Origin of the sequence: Streptomyces sp. HB132 (assembly GCF_016909575.1) — a bacterium.
Lineage (GTDB): Bacteria > Actinomycetota > Actinomycetes > Streptomycetales > Streptomycetaceae > Streptomyces.
This window is the reverse complement of sequence record NZ_JAFBGA010000002.1, coordinates 124,264-140,738: the sequence shown is the minus strand read 5'-3', so window position 1 is coordinate 140,738 and position 16,475 is coordinate 124,264. Positions and strand designations below refer to the sequence as shown.

The following is a 16,475-nucleotide window of genomic DNA, read 5'->3' as shown; positions in this document are numbered from 1 at the left end:
ATCGTCGCAGAAACGATGCGGTGGGACGAAAACAGGCGGGCGGCGGGTGCCCCGTACCTGTCACAATCGCCGCATGACCACGCTCAAGTCCAAGCTCAAGGAAGACCTCACCACGGCCATGAAGGCGCGTGACGAGCTCACCTCGTCCACCCTCCGGCTCACCCTGACCGCGATCACCAAGGAGGAGGTCAGCGGCAAGACGTCGCGCGAGCTCTCCGACGACGAGGTGCAGAAGGTGATCGCCAAGGAGGCGAAGAAGCGCCGCGAGGCGGCCGAGGCCTTCGCGCAGGGCGGTCGGACGGAGCAGGCCGAGCGGGAGAGGGCCGAGGGCGAGCTGCTCGACGCGTACCTGCCCAAGCAGCTCTCCGACGACGAGCTGAACGCGATCGTCGCGCAGGCCGTCGAGGAGGCGAAGGCCGCCGGCGCCGAGGGACCGCGTGCGATGGGCGCCGTCATGAAGATCGTCAACCCGAAGGTGGCAGGGCTCGCCGAGGGCGGCCGGGTCGCCGCCACGGTGAAGAAGCTGCTCGCGGGCTGATGCCGATGCGTGAAGGAGGGGAGCCCCCGGCCGGGGGCTCCCCTCCTTCACTTCACGACGTCATCGGGTGACCCGGACGGTCAGCGACCGTTCCCGCCACCGCGCCCGCCGTCGTTCCCGCCGATGAAGCCGGGCGGCAGGGTGATACCGCCGATGGGGTCGCCACCGGGCTTGTCGTTGGCGTTCCCGCCGCCCGTGTTCCCACCGCGGCCCTTGCCCTTGTCCTTCTCCTTCTCCTTGGCGCGCGGCACCGAGATCGGGTTGAAGGACGGGGTCTCCGAGGCGTTCAGCGCACCGGTCATCGCTGTCTTCCAGATGGGACCGGGAAGGCAGCCACCACAGACCTTGTCGTAGTACTGGCCGCCGATGGTGATGTTGTACATCGGCACCTTCTTGCCCACGTCCGCACCCACCCACACGGCCGTGGACAGGTTCGGGGTGTAGCCGACGAACCAGGCGTCCACGCGGTCATTGGTGGTACCGGTCTTGCCCGCGTTGTCGCGGTCCGTCAAGCCGGCCTGGGTGCCGGTTCCGTCCTCGACGACGCCCTTGAGCATCTGGTTGATGGTGTCGGCCGTCTTCTCGCTCATCGCCCGCGAGCACGAGGACTTGGGCACGCCGATCTTCTTCCCGTTCGCGTCCGTGATGGCCTCGATGGCGATCGGCGTGCAGAACGTGCCGCGGTTGGCGAACGCCGCGTACGCGGCGGCCATGCCGAGCGGGGTGCTCTCCGTGCCGCCCAGGGTGATCGACGGGTGGCTGTCCGAGAGGGGCTTGCCGTCACCGCGCTCGTAGCCGAGCTTCTTCGCCATGGTGACCGTCTCGCACAGTCCGGCCTGCTGTTCCAGTTTGGCGAAGTAGGTGTTGATCGACTTGCCGAGCGCGCTCGTCATGTCGAAGGCGCCCTTCTCGGACTCCATCTCGTTCTGGAGATCCCAGTTCCCGCTTCCGACAGGCGATCCCGCACAGTTCCGGTAGGAGTTCATCGGCACCGAGATCTTCCAGTCGGAGCTGTAGCTCTGCGCCGGGTTGATGCCCTTCTCCAGTGCCGCGGCGGCGGTGATCGGCTTGAAGGTCGAGCCGACCTGGAAGCCGTAGGTGCTGCCGCCCATCTTGTTGCTGGCGGCGAGGTTCAGAACCGTCTCGTTCTTATTCTGGTCGAGGCCGTAGGGCCTGGACTGGCCCATCGAAAGGATCTTCCCGGTACCGGGCTCGACCTGCACCACTGAGGCGGCGACCTTGTCGTCCTTGTTGACCTTCGAGGTCGCGGCCTCGTCGGCAGCCTTCTGCGCGCGCGGCGAGAGGGTGGTCCTGACGGTCAGGCCGCCGAGGGCCCAGAGCTTCGAGCGCTCCTCCGGGGTCTTTCCGAAGGACGGGTCGGTCAGGACGGTCTTGCGCACGTAGTCGCAGAAGAATCCGGCGCCGCTGACGGCCGTGATGCAACCGCTGTTCGGCTTGCTGACCTTCAGCTGGAGGGGGGCCGCGACGGCTTTGTCGGCCTCGTCCTGCGAGATGCTGCCGACGGCCGCCATGCGCTGGAGCACGATGTTGCGGCGCTTGGTCGCCTCCTCCGCGTCGTTGACCGGGTCGTAGCGGGTCGGCGACTGGACGAGGCCGGCCAGCATTGCCGCCTCCTCCAGTTTCAGGTCCTTGGCCTGCTTGGAGAAGTAGCGCTGCGAGGCCGCCTCGACGCCGTAGGCCTGCTGCCCGAAGAACGTGATGTTGAGGTAGTTCTCCAGGATCTTCTTCTTGCCGAGCTCTTCCTCGACCTGGATCGCGTACTTCAGCTCACGGACCTTGCGGCCCAGGGTCTGCTGGGTGGCCTCGGCGACCTTGTCCGGGTCGTCGCCCGCCTCCTCCACGAAAACGTTCTTCACGTACTGCTGGGTGAGCGTGGAGGCGCCCTGAGAGGCGCCGCCCTCCTGCACGTTGCGGTTCATCGCGCGCAGGATGCCCTTGAGGTCCACCGCACCGTGCTCGTAGAAGCGTGAGTCCTCGATCGCGACGATCGCGTCCTGCATGTACGGCGAGATGTTCTTGAGCGGGACGACGGTCCGGTCGCGCGAGTAGTCCGTCGCGATCAGCCCGCCCTCGTTGTCGAGGATCTTGATCCGCTGGCTCAGCGGCGGGGTCTTGAGGTTCGAGGGGATCTCGTCGAATCCCTCGACCGTTCCCTTGGCTGCGAGCCCCAGTGCGCCGGCGGCCGGCAGTGCGATGCCGGCCAGCACAGCTCCGGAGAGTGCGGCGACACCGAGGAACTTGGCGGCCTGCTGGGTCGTCGTGAGACCCCCGCCTGAGCGCTTCTTTGGCATGGGGGCAGCCTACGTTCTCATTCGCCGGACATGCGTACAGGCGTTGGCCTAAGCTGCTCTCAACTGTCACAGCAGTCCGAATGTGCAACAACCCCCCTGCACAGTCCTCAACGCAATTCGGCCACCTGCCGAGGCGCTCCCGAATTCGCCTCGTGTGTAGCTGAATGTCCGTTGCGGCTTGGGGTTTCTGTCCCGATTCAGTCGGGATGGTCCCGCATGTCCTCCCGTCACTCCTCTGGGTGATCTGCCGCGTACGCATAGTCCGTTCGGGCCATTCAAGATTGGGCCCGAAGGGGGTGTTGTGCTGTCGCCACCTTCCGTAACGTCCTCAACTGGCAACGGTGAATATGCCGCTGTCGCCGTGGGGGAGCCTCGATTCGGGAGAGGACGGCGCCGGGATGGGCTGGGTAACCGACTGGAGTGCGCAGGCAGCCTGCCGCACTACCGATCCGGATGAATTGTTCGTACAAGGGGCAGCGCAGAACAGGGCCAAGGCGGTGTGCACCGGTTGCCCGGTGCGGACCGAATGCCTGGCCGATGCGCTGGACCATCGCGTCGAATTCGGCGTGTGGGGTGGAATGACGGAGCGGGAGCGCCGCGCACTGCTGCGCCGGCGGCCCACCGTCACGTCCTGGCGCCGCCTGCTGGAGACCGCACGCAGTGAGTACGAGCGGTCCACAGGCATGCTGCCGGCAGCGGTGGGTCTGGACGACGACGGACTGCACGACGACGAACTGCACGAGACGTTCGCCGCCGTGGGGTAGCCGCACGGGCCGCCCGGGGCGCCGGGAGGGTCGCTACGAAGCTCCGGCCGGGGCGGAAGCGGAACCGGTCGCGAGCAGTTCTCCCACGGCCCTGAGGCCCGCCAGGTCGTGCACGTCACCGGGGAGTGCGGCCACCTCGGTCACCAGGACCTCGGGGTGGAGCGTGGTGAAGCTGTCGCGGGTGTGCTGCTCGCGTGCCACCACCTGCATCCGCTCGGCGTGCAGTCGCAGCAGACCTGCGGTCAACTGCTCGACGGACACGGCGTCCGTGGCGTTCGTGCCGTGCCTGTCTGCTTCCGTGTGCGTGGGTGGCCCGGACGGGTCAGGGGACTTTCGGCCACGGCCGTGAGGTGCTGGGGTGCCTGGGGTCCGGTCGTGCTCGTGGGGTTCCTGCTGTGGCGGCTCGTGCGTGGAGGGTCCGTTGCTGGGCTCGGGAGGGAGCGGCGACTCCGGGGCTTCGGGAGAGGTGGCGGCCACCGGGTCCGCCGGGTCACCAAGGCCAGCCTTCCCTGCCGTCTGATCCACAATGCCGACGCCTTCAAGATTTTCTGCGGCTGCCAGCGCCCGCTCCTCGGAGAGCCGTGCGGCCTCGCTGCCGTGCACCCGGTTGAGGACCAGGCCGGCCAGCGGCATCTCCTCGGCGGCCAGCCGTTCCACGAAGTACGCGGCCTCCCGCAGTGCGTCCCGCTCCGGCGTCGCCACCACGAGGAACGCCGTGCCGGGCGCCTGGAGCAGTTTGTACGTCGCGTCGGCCCGGGTACGGAATCCGCCGAACATCGAGTCCATCGCCGCGACGAAGGTCTGTACGTCACGCAGGAACTGTCCGCCGAGCAGCTTGCCGAGCGTGCCCGTCATCATCGACATGCCGACATTGAGGAATTTCATCCCGGCCCGTCCGCCGATCTTCGCCGGCGCGATCAGCAGCCGGATGAACTTCCCGTCCAGGAAGGAGCCGAGACGTTTCGGCGCGTCCAGGAAGTCCAGTGCGGAGCGGGACGGCGGGGTGTCGACGATGATCAGATCCCACTCTTCGCGGGCCCGCAGCTGTCCGAGCTTCTCCATCGCCATGTATTCCTGCGTGCCCGCGAACCCGGCCGAAAGCGACTGGTAGAAGGGGTTCTCCAGGATCGCGCGCGCCCGCTCGGCATCCGTGTGCGCCTCGACGGTCTCGTCGAAGGTGCGCTTCATGTCGAGCATCATGGCGTGCAGTTCGCCCTCGCCCGCGATGTCCTCGACCCGGCGCGGGATGTTGTCCAGCCGGTCGATGCCCATGGACTGGGCGAGCCGGCGGGCCGGGTCGATGGTGAGGACGACGACCTTGCGGCCGCGCTCGGCCGCCCGCACCCCTAGCGCCGCCGCGGTCGTGGTCTTGCCGACGCCGCCGGATCCGCAGCACACGACGATACGGATCTCCGGGTCGTCCAGCAGCGCGTCGGTCTCCAGCCCCGGTGCGCCGTCCGTGCTCGGCGTCATGACACCACCCCTCGTCCGGAGCCGCGTCGCTTGCCGCCCCGGGGCGTCTGCCCCGCCGCGTCCGCGGTCTCGTCGCCGACTCCCTGTTTACGGAACTCCTCCGCCAGCTCGTACAGCGCGGACTGGCTCACGCCCTCGCCCATCAGCGGGAGCTCGGCCATGGGCAGCCCCAGGCCGGCCAGCACCGCGCGCTGCTCACGCTCCAGGCCGACCCGCTGGGCGTGCTCGGCGGCCTGCGCGACCAGCGGCCGGACCAGCCCGGCGGAACCTGTCACGCCGGCCCGGGTGAGGGCCTTCGCGATCTCCTTGCGGCGGCCTCCCGACGCCGTACGCAGCGCGTCCTCGTCCAGCAGGTGGGGCCGGACCATGTTGACCACGACCCGGCCCACGGGCAGTTCGGCGGCCCGCAGCTCGGCGATGCCGTCCGCGGTCTCCTGGACCGGCATCTCCTCCAGCAGCGTCACCAGGTGGACCGCGGTCTCGGGGGACTTCAGGACCCGCATCACGGCCTGTGCCTGATTGTGTATCGGGCCGATGCGAGCCAGCCCCGCCACCTCGTCGTTGACGTTGAGGAAGCGGGTGATGCGACCGGTGGGGGGCGCGTCCATGATCACGTAGTCGTAGACGAACGCGCCCTGCTTGTCCTTGCGGCGTACGGCCTCGCAGGCCTTGCCGGTCAGCAGGACGTCCCGGACGCCCGGGGCGATGGTCGTGGCGAAGTCGATGGCGCCGAGTTTCTTCAGCGCCCGGCCCGCACTGCCCAGCTTGTAGAACATCTGGAGGTAGTCCAGGAGCGCGCGCTCGGCGTCGATCGCCAGGGCGTGGACCTCGCCGCCGCCGGGCGCCACGGCGATCCTGCGTTCCTCGTAGGGGAGGGCATCGGACTCGAAGAGCTGGGCGATGCCCTGTCTGCCCTCGACCTCCACGAGGAGAGTGCGCCTGCCCTCGGTCGCGAGGGCGAGCGCGAGTGCGGCGGCGACCGTGGTCTTACCGGTCCCGCCCTTGCCGCTGACGACCTGGAACCTGCTCACGTCTTCGAGCCTAACCAGTCAGCAGGCAGGCTACGCACGGGACCGTGTGTGCCAGGCATTACAGTCGGCTCATGACCAAGTGGGAATACGCGACCGTGCCCCTTCTCGTGCACGCGACCAAGCAGATCCTGGACACCTGGGGCGAGGACGGCTGGGAGCTGGTCCAGGTCGTCCCTGGCCCGAACAACCCCGAGCAGCTGGTGGCCTACCTGAAGCGGGTGAAGCCGTAGTGGCGGGCGCCGTCGAGGCGAGGCTCGCCGAACTCGGCCTGGCGCTCCCGGACGTCGTACCGCCGCTGGCCTCCTACCAGCCGGCCGTGCGGTCCGGGGTGTACGTCTACACCTCCGGCCAGCTCCCGATGGTGGACGGCAAGCTCGCGGTGACCGGCAAGGTCGGCGCCGAGGTGACGCCGGACGAGGCCAAGGAGCTGGCCAAGACCTGCGCGCTGAACGCCCTGGCGGCGGTGAAGTCGGTCGCCGGTGATCTGGACCGGATCGCACGGGTCGTGAAGGTCGTGGGCTTCGTCGCCTCGGCCTCCGACTTCACCGGGCAGCCCGGGGTGATCAACGGTGCGAGCGAGCTGCTGGGCGCCGTCCTCGGCGACAAGGGCGTGCACGCCCGCAGCGCCGTGGGCGTCGCGGTGCTGCCGCTGGACGCACCGGTCGAGGTGGAGGTCCAGGTCGAGCTCGTCGACGCCTGACCCGCGCACCTCCCCGATCCCGCCCGGTCCTGGACCGGGCGGGATCTCGCGTCCGGCACGATCGCTTCGGGTCATGTGCGTAGGGGGCGGACACTGATGTCCGGGCCCCTCGAACATCGGCGCGGTTCCGGATAGCCTCCGGCCATGTCGAACGGTCAGTGGTACCCACCGGAATGGCCCGCCCGGATCCGGGCCCTCGCCAGCGGCGAGCTGACAGCCGTGGCCCCCAGGCGGGCGGCCACGGTGATGCTGCTCCGGGACGCCGTGCCGGGGGAGGGCGCCGCCGGTCCCGCCGTCCACATGCTTCGCCGACGCACCTCCATGGCATTTGCGGGCGGCGCGTACGCCTATCCGGGTGGCGGGGTCGACCCGCGGGACGACGACCACCTCGTGGGCTGGTCGGGACCGTCCCTGGACACCTGGGCCGGCCGCCTGGGCGTGGACACGGCCGCCGAGGCGCAGGCCGTCGTCTGTGCCGCGGTCCGTGAGACGTACGAGGAGGCGGGCGTCCTGCTGGCCGGTCCGACCGCCGACACCGTCGTGAGCGACACCACGGGCGCCGACTGGGAGGCCGACCGCGAGGCGCTCGTGGCCCGGGACCTGTCCTTCGCCGCGTTCCTGGACCGCCGGGGCCTGGTGCTGCGCTCCGACCTGCTGGCCGCGTGGGCGCGCTGGATCACCCCGGCCTTCGAACCGCGACGCTACGACACCTGGTTCTTCGTGGCCGCGCTCCCCGAGGGCCAGCGCACCCGGAACGCCTCCACCGAGGCCGACAGGACGGTGTGGATCCGTCCCGGTGAGGCCGCGGACGGCTACGACAAGGGCGAACTCCTGATGATGCCGCCCACTGTGGCCACTCTGCGGGCGCTGAGGCCGTACGGGACGGCCGCGGAGGCGCTGGCGGCGGCGGATTCCCAGGACCTGGCCCCTGTGCTGGCAGAGGCCCGTATGGAGGGTGACGAGCTGGTGCTGAGCTGGCCGGGGCATGACGAGTTCACCAAGCACATTCCCACGGCTGAGTCCCCTTCCGCCGACGACGGCACGGACGGGACCCTCTCGTGAGCGACGCGGCCGCACTGCCCGGACAGCCCCGCGGCGGTGTGCTCTCCGGGCCCGCCACCACCCGCACGTTCAACGTGCTGGCGCCCAACGCCTCGGCGATGACCCTGGACGGCACGAACACCTGGATCGTGGCGGAACCGGACTCCGACCTCGCGGTCGTGATCGATCCGGGGCCGCTCGACGACGTACATCTGCGGGCCGTCGTCGACACGGTGGAGAGGACGGGCAGGCGCGTCGGCCTCACCCTCCTCACACACGGACACCCGGACCACGCGGAGGGCGCCGCCCGGTTCGCGGAGCTCACGCGGACGAAGGTGCTCGCCCTGGACATGGCGCTGTGCCTGGGCGACGAGGGGCTCACGGCGGGCGACGTGATCACCACAGGAGGGCTCGAGCTCCGTGTCGTCCCCACCCCGGGGCACACGGCGGACTCGCTGTCCTTCCATCTGCCCGCAGACCGGGCCGTACTGACGGGCGACACGATCCTCGGGCGTGGCACCACCCTCGTCGCCCACCCGGACGGCAGGCTCGGCGACTACCTCGACACCCTGCGGCGGCTGCGCTCGCTGACGGTCGACGACGGGGTGCACACGGTGCTCCCCGGGCACGGGCCGGTGCTGGAGGACGCACAGGGCGCCGTCGAGTTCTACCTGGCCCATCGCGCCCACCGTCTGGCCCAGGTCGAGACGGCGGTGGAGACGGGACACCGGACGCCCGCCGGTGTGGTGGCGGCGGTGTACGCGGACGTGGACCGCTCCCTGTGGCCGGCCGCGGAGCTGTCGGTGCGGGCCCAGCTGGAGTACCTGACCGAACACGGCCTTATCTGACCTGGGCCGCTCCTGCTGCGGGTACGGAGAAGGCCCCACCGGAAGGTGAAGCCTTCTCCGCTGCCGCGTACGTGGCCGGGGCGTCAGCGGGACCGCTTGGCCAGCCGCTCCACGTCCAGCAGGATCACGGCGCGCGCCTCGAGGCGCAGCCAGCCGCGGCCCGCGAAGTCCGCGAGTGCCTTGTTGACCGTTTCGCGGGAAGCACCGACAAGCTGGGCCAGCTCTTCCTGGGTCAGGTCGTGCACCACGTGGATGCCCTCCTCCGACTGCACACCGAAGCGGCGCGACAGGTCGAGGAGCGCCCGGGCGACACGGCCCGGCACATCGGAGAAGACCAGGTCGGACATCTGGTCGTTGGTCTTGCGCAGGCGGCGGGCGACGGCGCGCAGCAGCGCGGTGGCCACCTCGGGGCGCGCGTTCAGCCAGGGCTGCAGGTCTCCGTGCCCGAGACCGAGGAGCTTGACCTCGGTGAGCGCGCTCGCGGTCGCGGTGCGCGGTCCCGGGTCGAAGAGCGACAGTTCCCCGATCAGCTCGCCGGGGCCGAGGACGGCCAGCATGTTCTCCCGCCCGTCGGGCGAGGTGCGGTGGAGCTTCACCTTGCCCTCGGTGACCACGTACAGGCGGTCGCCCGGGTCGCCCTCGTGGAACAGCGCGTCGCCGCGCGCGAGGGTCACCTCACTCATCGAGGCGCGGAGCTCCGCGGCCTGCTCGTCATCGAGCGCCGCGAAAAGCGGGGCGCGCCGCAGAACGTCGTCCACGAGTTCTCTCCTTGTCGGCCTGTTCAGGGAAGCGTGGTTTCCATGATGCCGGACGGTAAAACCGTGCGATCGATCACAAACCAGTTTGACGCACGGGCGTGCCGGACCCTACGGCAGGGGGCCGATCGGGCGTGGATGCGCGGTGACCGGGGCGGATGTCAGTCCATGGCTCTAGGCTGGGCGAGTGTCCGGAACGCCGGTGAGAGCGCAGGCCGAGGGGGCTGATGGGGTGTCGGGAGACAGGAATTCCGCTGTGGGCGAACAGGTCGCACGAAGTAAGAAAAAAGCCGCCAATCGTCCGACGGGAGCAGTGTCGGTCAAGCCCGCGAAGCCGGAATCGCATCTCGCCATGGTCCGCCGGGCCCGCCGGATAAACCGCGAGCTCGCCGAGGTCTATCCGTATGCCCACCCCGAGCTGGATTTCCGTAATCCCTTCGAGCTTCTGGTGGCCACGGTCCTCTCGGCCCAGACCACCGACCTGAGGGTCAACCAGACCACTCCGGCGCTGTTCGCCGCCTACCCGACGCCGGAGGACATGGCCGCCGCCGTACCCGAGAGGCTGGAGGAGATCATCCGGCCGACCGGCTTCTTCCGGGCCAAGGCGCGGTCCCTGATGGGGCTGTCCGCCGCCCTGAGGGACGACTTCGGCGGTGAGGTCCCCGGTCGGCTCGCGGATCTCGTGAAACTGCCCGGCGTCGGACGCAAGACGGCCAACGTCGTCCTCGGCAACGCGTTCGGGGTGCCCGGCATCACGGTGGACACCCACTTCGGGCGGCTGGTCCGCCGCTGGAAGTGGACCGAGCAGGAGGATCCGGAGAAGGTCGAGGCGGAGATCGCCGCGATCTTCCCGAAGAGCGAGTGGACGATGCTCTCGCACCGCGTGGTCTTCCACGGCCGCCGCATCTGCCATTCCCGCAAGCCCGCCTGCGGCGCCTGCCCGATCGCCGCCCTCTGTCCCTCCTACGGGGAGGGCGAGACGGATCCCGAGAAGGCGAAGAAGCTCCTGAAGTACGAGATGGGCGGCCACCCCGGCCAGCGCCTGAGCCCACCCCCGGACTACCCGGGCAGCCCCGCCCCGCCGCTCGGAGCCGGGTGAGTGGCCGTCGTACGGCGTCGTTCACCGCGTCGGGGGCCGTGACGTCGCCGGTGTCCGGCGCGGCCGGGGGGCGAGCGGTACCGCCCCTGCTCGCGGCCCGGGGCCGGGCGGAACGAAATGGCCGACGACAGGCGTTGGAACGACGGGGGTGCCCATGACGCACGCACAGAGCACACGGGCCGCGGCCGACGCGGCCGACACCGGGACGGGCGCAACCCACGACAGCGCGCTCACCGTCTCCGCCGACGGCCTGCCCGCCTGGCTGGAGCCCGTGGACCGAGCGGCGCGGACCGTTCAGGCACGGCAGCTCAGCCGCTTCCTGCCGCCGGAGAACGGTGCGGGGCGACAGTCCGCCGTCCTGGTGCTCTTCGGGGAGGGCGAGCGCGGCCCCGAGCTGCTCCTGATGGAGCGGTCCGGCTCCCTGCGTTCCCACCCGGGGCAGCCGTCGTTCCCCGGGGGCTCCCTCGATCCCGAGGACGGCGACCACACGACCACCGGGCCGCTCAGGGCCGCGTTGCGGGAGGCCGAGGAGGAAACCGGTCTCGATCCGGCCGGTGTCCAGCTCTTCGGGGTGCTGCCCCGGCTCTACATCCCGGTGAGCGGTTTCGTCGTCACGCCCGTGCTGGGCTGGTGGAGGACGCCGAGTCCGGTGGGTGTCGTCGATCCGGCCGAGACCGCCAGAGTCTTCACCGCCCCCGTGGCGGATCTCACGGATCCCGCCAACCGCGCTACAGCCGTCCACCCGAGCGGCCACCAAGGGCCCGCATTTCTGGTCGAATCCGCACTGGTGTGGGGATTCACCGCCGGTGTGATCGACAGGATTTTGCACTACGCGGGGTGGGAACGCCCCTGGGACAGGGCCAGACAGGTGCCGCTCGACTGGCGCGCATGACAGGCTGACTCCCGTGCTGCGCTGTTCCGGGCCTCGCCCGGACCCCGTCGAACCGGACGGGCCAGGTGACGAATCTGCGAGGCTATAGACGGTGAACGTGCTGGACATCCTGCTGCTCGTGGGCGCCGTGTGGTTCGCGGTGATCGGTTACCGCCAGGGTTTCGTCGTCGGCATCCTGTCCGTGATCGGCTTCCTGGGCGGCGGCCTCGTGGCCGTCTACCTGCTGCCGACCATCTGGGACCGGGCGACCGACGGATCGGAAGTCTCCTCGACCGCCGCCATCGTCGCGGTCGTGATCGTGATCGTGTGCGCCTCCGTGGGGCAGGCGTTCACCACCCACCTCGGCAACAGACTGCGCCGGTACATCACGTGGTCACCCGCACGTGCTCTGGACGCCACCGGCGGCTCGCTGGTCAACGTGGTGGCCATGCTCCTGGTCGCCTGGCTGATCGGGTCCGCGCTGGCCGGCACGTCACTGCCGACGCTAGGCAAGGAGGTCCGTAGCTCCTCGGTCCTGCTCGGGGTCTCCCGGGTGATGCCCGATCAGGCCTCCAACTGGTTCACGGACTTCTCCTCTGTCCTCGCGCAGAACGGCTTCCCGCAGGTCTTCAGCCCCTTCGCCAACGAGCCCATCACCGAGGTCGAACCTCCGGACCCCGCGCTGGCCGGAAGCCCCGTCGCCACCCGTGCCAAGAAGTCCATCGTCAAGGTCGTCGGCATGGCGCCCGGTTGCGGCAAGGTCCTCGAAGGCACGGGATTCGTCTTCTCCGACCGTCGCGTGATGACCAACGCCCATGTGGTCGGCGGCGTCGACGAACCGACGGTCCAGATCGGGGGCGAGGGGCGGCTCTACGACGCCAAGGTGGTCCTCTACGACTGGCAGCGCGACATCGCGGTACTGGACGTCCCGGACCTGGACGCCCGGCCGCTGCGCTTCATGGACGCCGACCAGGACGCGGGGACCGGTGACGGTGCCATCGTCGCGGGCTTCCCGGAGAACGGCGCCTACGACGTACGCCCCGCCCGCATCCGGGGCCGTATCGACGCCAACGGCCCGGACATCTACCACCGGGGCACCGTGCGCCGCGACGTGTACTCGCTGTTCGCGACCGTCCGCCAGGGCAACTCCGGTGGTCCGCTGCTCACTCCGGACGGCAAGGTGTACGGAGTGGTGTTCGCCAAGTCGCTCGACGACCCGGACACGGGTTACGCGCTGACGGCCGACGAGATCCGCGAGGACATCGAGCTCGGCAAGTCCACGGCCCAGGAGGTCGACAGCGAGGGCTGCGCGCTCTGAGATCCTGCGCCCGGCTCGGCGGCCGGGCGCGGCGCAGGCCGTGAGTACAGGTTGCCGCCCTACGGGGCCACGTGCGGGCCCTGTGGCTCAACGGCCCCCGGAAACCCGGCGCGTGGCGTGTTCTCCGGCGATCTCCGGGTCATCCACGGGGATGGCGCAGCCGCGCCGAGACCCAGCGGGCCCGGCGGTGGAGGATGCGCGGAATGCCCAGTCGAAGATCATGGAAATCGCTCACCTCGCGCACCCGGCTCCGTGAGCCGTCCCCCTCGTGACTGCCCTGACCGGCGGGAGCGGTCGAGCGGCGATTGCGTGCTGTGTCATTGCGTGCTGCGTCATTGAAGTCGCGCGTCCAGCCCATACCCCGACGTCTGCCCCTGACCCAAGGTCCGTAATCGTGCGCGAGTCAGCCAATTGGCTTATGCGGAAGGCAATTGGCTGTTCGTCGGACACCTGTGCCCGCCGCCTACCGATCGGGCTCGGGGTCCTTGAGCCAGTTGATGAGTTCGGCCGAGAAGCCGACCGGATCCTCCTCGTGGGGGAAGTGCCCCAGACCGTCGAAAAGTCGCCACCTGTAAGGCGCCTCGACGTACTCACCGGACCCTGCGGAACTACGGGTGCGGATCGCCGGGTCGAGTGAGCCGTGAAGGTGCAGCGTCGGCACGCGTACCGGGCGCTTCATCCGCCGGTTGAACTGGACGCCGTCCGGACGAGCCAGGGAACGCACCATCCAGCGGTACGGTTCGATCGAGCAGTGCGCCGTCGACGGGATGCACATCGCGCGCCGGTAGACGTCCATGGTCCGGTCATCGGGGAAGTCAGAGGTGCGCGGGCCCGACCAGTCGCGGATCAGACGGCCCACCAGGGCCGCTTCGTCCGCCACGAGCTGACGCTCGGGAACCCACGGCCGCTGGAAGCCCCAGATGTGCGAGCCGGCCCGGGACTGCGCGAGGTCCGAGAGCATCGAGGAGCGCCAGCGACGCGGATGCGGCATGGACGACACCACGAGCCGCCGGACCAGCTTGGGCCGCATCACCGCGGCGGTCCAGGCGAGATAGCCCCCCATGTCATGCCCCACGAGAGCCGCGTCAGGCTCGCCGAGCGAGCGGATGACCCCGGTGACGTCGAGCGCCAGGTTCGCGGGGTCGTAGCCCCGCGGCGTACGGTCGCTTCCGCCGACCCCGCGGAGGTCCATCGCGACCGCCCGGTACCCGGCGTCGGCCAAGGCGGTCAGCTGATGGCGCCAGGTCCACCAGAACTGCGGGAAACCGTGCAGCAGCAGCACCAGCGGCCCGTCGCCGAGCTCGGCGATGTGGAAACGCGCGCCATTGGCCGCCACGTCACGGTGGGTCCACGGTCCGTCGAGGCGGACAGGGCCGCCGGAACCGGCAGCCGGCCCCAGAGGCCCCATCGGGCCGGATGTGCTGAGATCGGGGTCGGTCATGTGGACGAGCGTGTCACAGAGACCGCCTTGTCCTGGACAGGACGGCTCTCGACGGCCGTGTCCGCGAGCGTGCTGCCCTGTGCCTGTTCGATCGCACGCGCGCCGGTGGCGGGGCGGGGATGCGGCTTGACGCCCTGCAGGACCGCCGCGGTCTGCTTGGCCGAAGCGATGGACTTCTCCGGCGGCTTGACCTTCTTGAACTTAGCGAGCCCGAAGAGGGCGAGCAGGATCCCCAGCAGGATGAACGCACCGCCGACGATCAGGAACGACCAGGCGAGACCGAGCCCGAGATTGTGGATCCCGTAGGCCGCGGCGAAGCTCAGCACCGGGATCGCGAACAGGATCAGCACGCCCGTGACGATGAACGCCACGCTCCCGATCACGCCGCGCTTGACGTCCTGACGCACCTCGGCCTTGGCCAGGGCGATCTCGTCGTGCACCAGCGCGGACATCTCGGCTGTGGCCGAAGCGAACAGCTGGCCGAGACTACGGTCGGTGCTGCCCGCATAGTTGCCGGGGTCGCTCATCCCTGACTCCCTCTTCTCTTCCGTACATCCGATGTCAGATCATGCCGGACTGTCCGGCTTGCTGCTCGCTGCCCCCGCCCGTTCGGCAAGGCGGCGGTGCTCGGCAGCCCTTCTCTCGTAGATCGCGGCCATACGCAGGTGGTACTCGGGGTCGTCCTGCTCGTAGACGTCGGGTATGCCCGATGCGTCCGCGTCGAGTTCCTCGGCCTCGTACAGCGTCCTGTATCTGCGTACCCGCAGTTTGAGCAGTACACCGGAGAGTACGGCGGCAATCAGGGAACCTACGAGGACCGCCGCCTTGACCTCGTTGATCATGTCCTCGTCGCCGGCGAAGGCGAGTTCCCCGATGAGCAGCGAAACGGTGAAGCCGATACCGGCAAGCGTGGCCACGGCGAAGACGTCGGCCCAGGCCAGGTCCTTGTTCAGTTCGGCCTTGGTGAAACGGGCCACGAGCCAGGTGCCGCCGAAGACGCCGACGGTCTTGCCGACCACCAGACCGAGCACCACCCCGAGCGTTTCGGGCCGGGTGAAGACGCCTGCCAGGGCGTCGCCCTTGAGAGTGACACCGGCCGAGAACAGAGCGAACAGCGGAACCGCGATGCCGGCGGACAGGGGGCGCACCAGGTGCTCGATGTGCTCGCCCGGGGAACGTGCCTCACCCTCACGCCGGGTGCAGCGCAGCATGAGGCCCATGGCGACGCCGGCGATCGTCGCGTGGACGCCGCTGTTGTACATCAGGCCCCAGATGGCCAGGGCGAGCGGAAGGTAGACGTACCAGCCCCGCACTCCCGTGCGCAGCAGCACGTAGAAGACGACCAGGCCGGCGAAGGCGCCGCCGAGTGCCAGGAAGTCGATGTTCTCGGTGAAGAAGACCGCGATGATGAGGATGGCGAAGAGGTCGTCGACGACCGCGAGCGTCAGCAGGAAGGCCCGAAGAGCTGCCGGGAGCGATGTTCCGATGACCGCGAGGACTGCGAGCGCGAACGCGATGTCGGTGGCGGTGGGGACCGCCCAGCCGGCGAGGGACCCTGAACGGAACACGGCGGTCAGCGCATAGACGAGCGCGGGCACGGCCATGCCGCAGAGCGCGGCGGCGACGGGCAGAGCCGCGGCCCGGGGGTCACGGAGTTCGCCGGCTACCAGCTCACGCTTGAGTTCGACGCCCGCGACGAAGAAGAAGACGGCGAGCAGACCGTCCGCAGCCCAATGGGACACCGAGAGGTGGAGTCCCAGAGCTTCGGGGCCGAAGTGGAAATCGCTCACGGAGGCGTAGGCCGAGCCGAAGGCATTGGCCCAGATCAGCGCGGCAACGGCTGCGGCAAGCAGAAGGACTCCGCCGACCGTCTCGGTGCGCAGCGCCTCGGCGACGTAGTTGCGCTCGGGGAGGGGGAGGCGGCCTAGCACGGTACGGCGGCCGGAAGGGGGGAACGGCGGGGTCACGGGGGAGACCTTCGGGTCGGTTTACGGCAGTGGTGGCATGGCGGACACGCATGCCGACCAGACTTCCCGGCGCCCCTGTGGAGATATCTGTGTAGTTGTCCTCAGTGCTCGTGCCGGCGCACCGGCGTGCACCTGAGTGCGCTGACACGGTCCGCTGACGTGATCACCACTCTACCCGGGCTGTCGCGAACGTATCCGGATCCCATGGCCGCCGCCAGGCGGTGTGTGCCGCAATTCGTCGGTATCCGCCCTGCGGCCGAGTGCCGCTCCGGCTGAACCGCGGGCTGCCGGAATGGCGAACGTGACGCAGGCCGAGC

The 16,475-nt window shown here is 69.6% G+C and carries 17 protein-coding genes; 9 read left to right on the top strand and 8 right to left on the bottom strand.

What is annotated here, in order from left to right:
• Nucleotides 1-73 precede the first annotated feature (73 nt).
• The gene (locus JOC24_RS04975) at nucleotides 74-538 is read left to right on the top strand and encodes a GatB/YqeY domain-containing protein (RefSeq protein WP_205018880.1); all 465 of its coding nucleotides are present in this window, start codon (nucleotides 74-76) and stop codon (nucleotides 536-538) included.
• A gap of 80 nt (nucleotides 539-618) precedes the next feature.
• Here the strand turns inward: JOC24_RS04975 and JOC24_RS04970 are convergent, their stop codons facing one another.
• A complete protein-coding gene (locus JOC24_RS04970) occupies nucleotides 619-2,850 on the bottom strand; it encodes a transglycosylase domain-containing protein (RefSeq protein ID WP_205018879.1) in 2,232 nt (743 codons plus the stop codon).
• Nucleotides 2,851-3,248: 398 nt separating this feature from the next.
• Between JOC24_RS04970 and JOC24_RS04965 the strand changes: the two genes are divergently transcribed.
• Nucleotides 3,249-3,614, top strand: a complete 366-nt coding sequence (locus JOC24_RS04965) for a WhiB family transcriptional regulator (RefSeq protein WP_205018878.1) — start codon at nucleotides 3,249-3,251, stop codon at nucleotides 3,612-3,614.
• Between the two features lie 33 nt (nucleotides 3,615-3,647).
• On the opposite strand, the gene JOC24_RS04960 is transcribed toward JOC24_RS04965, so the two are convergent.
• The gene (locus JOC24_RS04960) at nucleotides 3,648-5,087 is read right to left on the bottom strand and encodes an ArsA family ATPase (protein WP_205018877.1); all 1,440 of its coding nucleotides are present in this window, start codon (nucleotides 5,085-5,087) and stop codon (nucleotides 3,648-3,650) included.
• Complete coding sequence (locus JOC24_RS04955; RefSeq protein WP_205018876.1) at nucleotides 5,084-6,118, bottom strand: ArsA family ATPase; 1,035 nt, start codon at nucleotides 6,116-6,118, stop codon at nucleotides 5,084-5,086. The genes JOC24_RS04960 and JOC24_RS04955 overlap by 4 nt, the downstream gene beginning before the upstream one ends.
• Before the next feature lie 71 nt (nucleotides 6,119-6,189).
• Between JOC24_RS04955 and JOC24_RS04950 the strand changes: the two genes are divergently transcribed.
• The 4 genes from JOC24_RS04950 (at nucleotide 6,190) to JOC24_RS04935 (ending at nucleotide 8,707) form a co-directional block, all read left to right on the top strand.
• Nucleotides 6,190-6,348, top strand: a complete 159-nt coding sequence (locus tag JOC24_RS04950) for a DUF4177 domain-containing protein (RefSeq protein WP_014155446.1) — start codon at nucleotides 6,190-6,192, stop codon at nucleotides 6,346-6,348.
• On the top strand, nucleotides 6,348-6,818 hold the full coding sequence (locus JOC24_RS04945; RefSeq protein ID WP_205018875.1) for a RidA family protein: 471 nt from the start codon (nucleotides 6,348-6,350) through the stop codon (nucleotides 6,816-6,818). The genes JOC24_RS04950 and JOC24_RS04945 overlap by 1 nt, the downstream gene beginning before the upstream one ends.
• A gap of 144 nt (nucleotides 6,819-6,962) precedes the next feature.
• Entirely contained in the window at nucleotides 6,963-7,880 is a 918-nt protein-coding gene (locus tag JOC24_RS04940) for an NUDIX hydrolase (protein ID WP_205018874.1), read from the top strand.
• The gene (locus tag JOC24_RS04935) at nucleotides 7,877-8,707 is read left to right on the top strand and encodes an MBL fold metallo-hydrolase (RefSeq protein WP_205018873.1); all 831 of its coding nucleotides are present in this window, start codon (nucleotides 7,877-7,879) and stop codon (nucleotides 8,705-8,707) included. The genes JOC24_RS04940 and JOC24_RS04935 overlap by 4 nt, the downstream gene beginning before the upstream one ends.
• Nucleotides 8,708-8,790: 83 nt before the next feature.
• On the opposite strand, the gene JOC24_RS04930 is transcribed toward JOC24_RS04935, so the two are convergent.
• The gene (locus JOC24_RS04930; RefSeq protein ID WP_031090867.1) at nucleotides 8,791-9,465 is read right to left on the bottom strand and encodes a Crp/Fnr family transcriptional regulator; all 675 of its coding nucleotides are present in this window, start codon (nucleotides 9,463-9,465) and stop codon (nucleotides 8,791-8,793) included.
• Nucleotides 9,466-9,718: 253 nt separating this feature from the next.
• Here JOC24_RS04930 and nth point away from each other — a divergent pair, with 253 nt between their 5' ends.
• The 3 genes from nth to JOC24_RS04915 all read left to right on the top strand — a co-directional run bounded on the left by nth (nucleotide 9,719) and on the right by JOC24_RS04915 (nucleotide 12,750).
• Nucleotides 9,719-10,561: an endonuclease III gene (nth, locus tag JOC24_RS04925; protein ID WP_374104475.1), complete on the top strand. Its 843-nt coding sequence runs from the start codon at nucleotides 9,719-9,721 to the stop codon at nucleotides 10,559-10,561.
• Between the two features lie 154 nt (nucleotides 10,562-10,715).
• Complete coding sequence (locus tag JOC24_RS04920; protein WP_205018871.1) at nucleotides 10,716-11,453, top strand: NUDIX hydrolase; 738 nt, start codon at nucleotides 10,716-10,718, stop codon at nucleotides 11,451-11,453.
• Between the two features lie 91 nt (nucleotides 11,454-11,544).
• On the top strand, nucleotides 11,545-12,750 hold the full coding sequence (locus tag JOC24_RS04915) for a MarP family serine protease (RefSeq protein ID WP_205018870.1): 1,206 nt from the start codon (nucleotides 11,545-11,547) through the stop codon (nucleotides 12,748-12,750).
• A 139-nt stretch (nucleotides 12,751-12,889) separates the two neighbouring features.
• On the opposite strand, the gene JOC24_RS33045 is transcribed toward JOC24_RS04915, so the two are convergent.
• From JOC24_RS33045 to nhaA, 4 genes are all read right to left on the bottom strand, one after another.
• On the bottom strand, nucleotides 12,890-13,108 hold the full coding sequence (locus tag JOC24_RS33045) for a hypothetical protein (RefSeq protein ID WP_239579756.1): 219 nt from the start codon (nucleotides 13,106-13,108) through the stop codon (nucleotides 12,890-12,892).
• 105 nt (nucleotides 13,109-13,213) lie between these two features.
• A complete protein-coding gene (locus JOC24_RS04910) occupies nucleotides 13,214-14,191 on the bottom strand; it encodes an alpha/beta fold hydrolase (protein ID WP_205018869.1) in 978 nt (325 codons plus the stop codon).
• Nucleotides 14,188-14,718, bottom strand: coding sequence for a phage holin family protein (locus JOC24_RS04905; RefSeq protein WP_205018868.1), 531 nt, complete (start codon nucleotides 14,716-14,718; stop codon nucleotides 14,188-14,190). Before JOC24_RS04905 ends, JOC24_RS04910 begins: the two co-directional genes overlap by 4 nt.
• Nucleotides 14,719-14,757: 39 nt before the next feature.
• Nucleotides 14,758-16,158: a Na+/H+ antiporter NhaA gene (gene nhaA / locus JOC24_RS04900; protein ID WP_205018867.1), complete on the bottom strand. Its 1,401-nt coding sequence runs from the start codon at nucleotides 16,156-16,158 to the stop codon at nucleotides 14,758-14,760.
• Nucleotides 16,159-16,475: the final 317 nt, after the last annotated feature.

Bases quoted from the DNA above. Each gene is read 5' to 3' on its own strand.
- JOC24_RS04975 (WP_205018880.1), top strand. From the start codon at position 74: ATGACCACGCTCAAGTCCAAGCTCAAGGAAGACCTCACCACGGCCATG.
- JOC24_RS04970 (WP_205018879.1), bottom strand. From the start codon at position 2,850: ATGCCAAAGAAGCGCTCAGGCGGGGGTCTCACGACGACCCAGCAGGCC.
- JOC24_RS04965 (WP_205018878.1), top strand. From the start codon at position 3,249: ATGGGCTGGGTAACCGACTGGAGTGCGCAGGCAGCCTGCCGCACTACC.
- JOC24_RS04960 (WP_205018877.1), bottom strand. From the start codon at position 5,087: ATGACGCCGAGCACGGACGGCGCACCGGGGCTGGAGACCGACGCGCTG.
- JOC24_RS04950 (WP_014155446.1), top strand. From the start codon at position 6,190: ATGACCAAGTGGGAATACGCGACCGTGCCCCTTCTCGTGCACGCGACC.
- JOC24_RS04940 (WP_205018874.1), top strand. From the start codon at position 6,963: ATGTCGAACGGTCAGTGGTACCCACCGGAATGGCCCGCCCGGATCCGG.
- JOC24_RS04920 (WP_205018871.1), top strand. From the start codon at position 10,716: ATGACGCACGCACAGAGCACACGGGCCGCGGCCGACGCGGCCGACACC.
- JOC24_RS33045 (WP_239579756.1), bottom strand. From the start codon at position 13,108: ATGGGCTGGACGCGCGACTTCAATGACGCAGCACGCAATGACACAGCA.
- JOC24_RS04910 (WP_205018869.1), bottom strand. From the start codon at position 14,191: ATGACCGACCCCGATCTCAGCACATCCGGCCCGATGGGGCCTCTGGGG.
- JOC24_RS04905 (WP_205018868.1), bottom strand. From the start codon at position 14,718: ATGAGCGACCCCGGCAACTATGCGGGCAGCACCGACCGTAGTCTCGGC.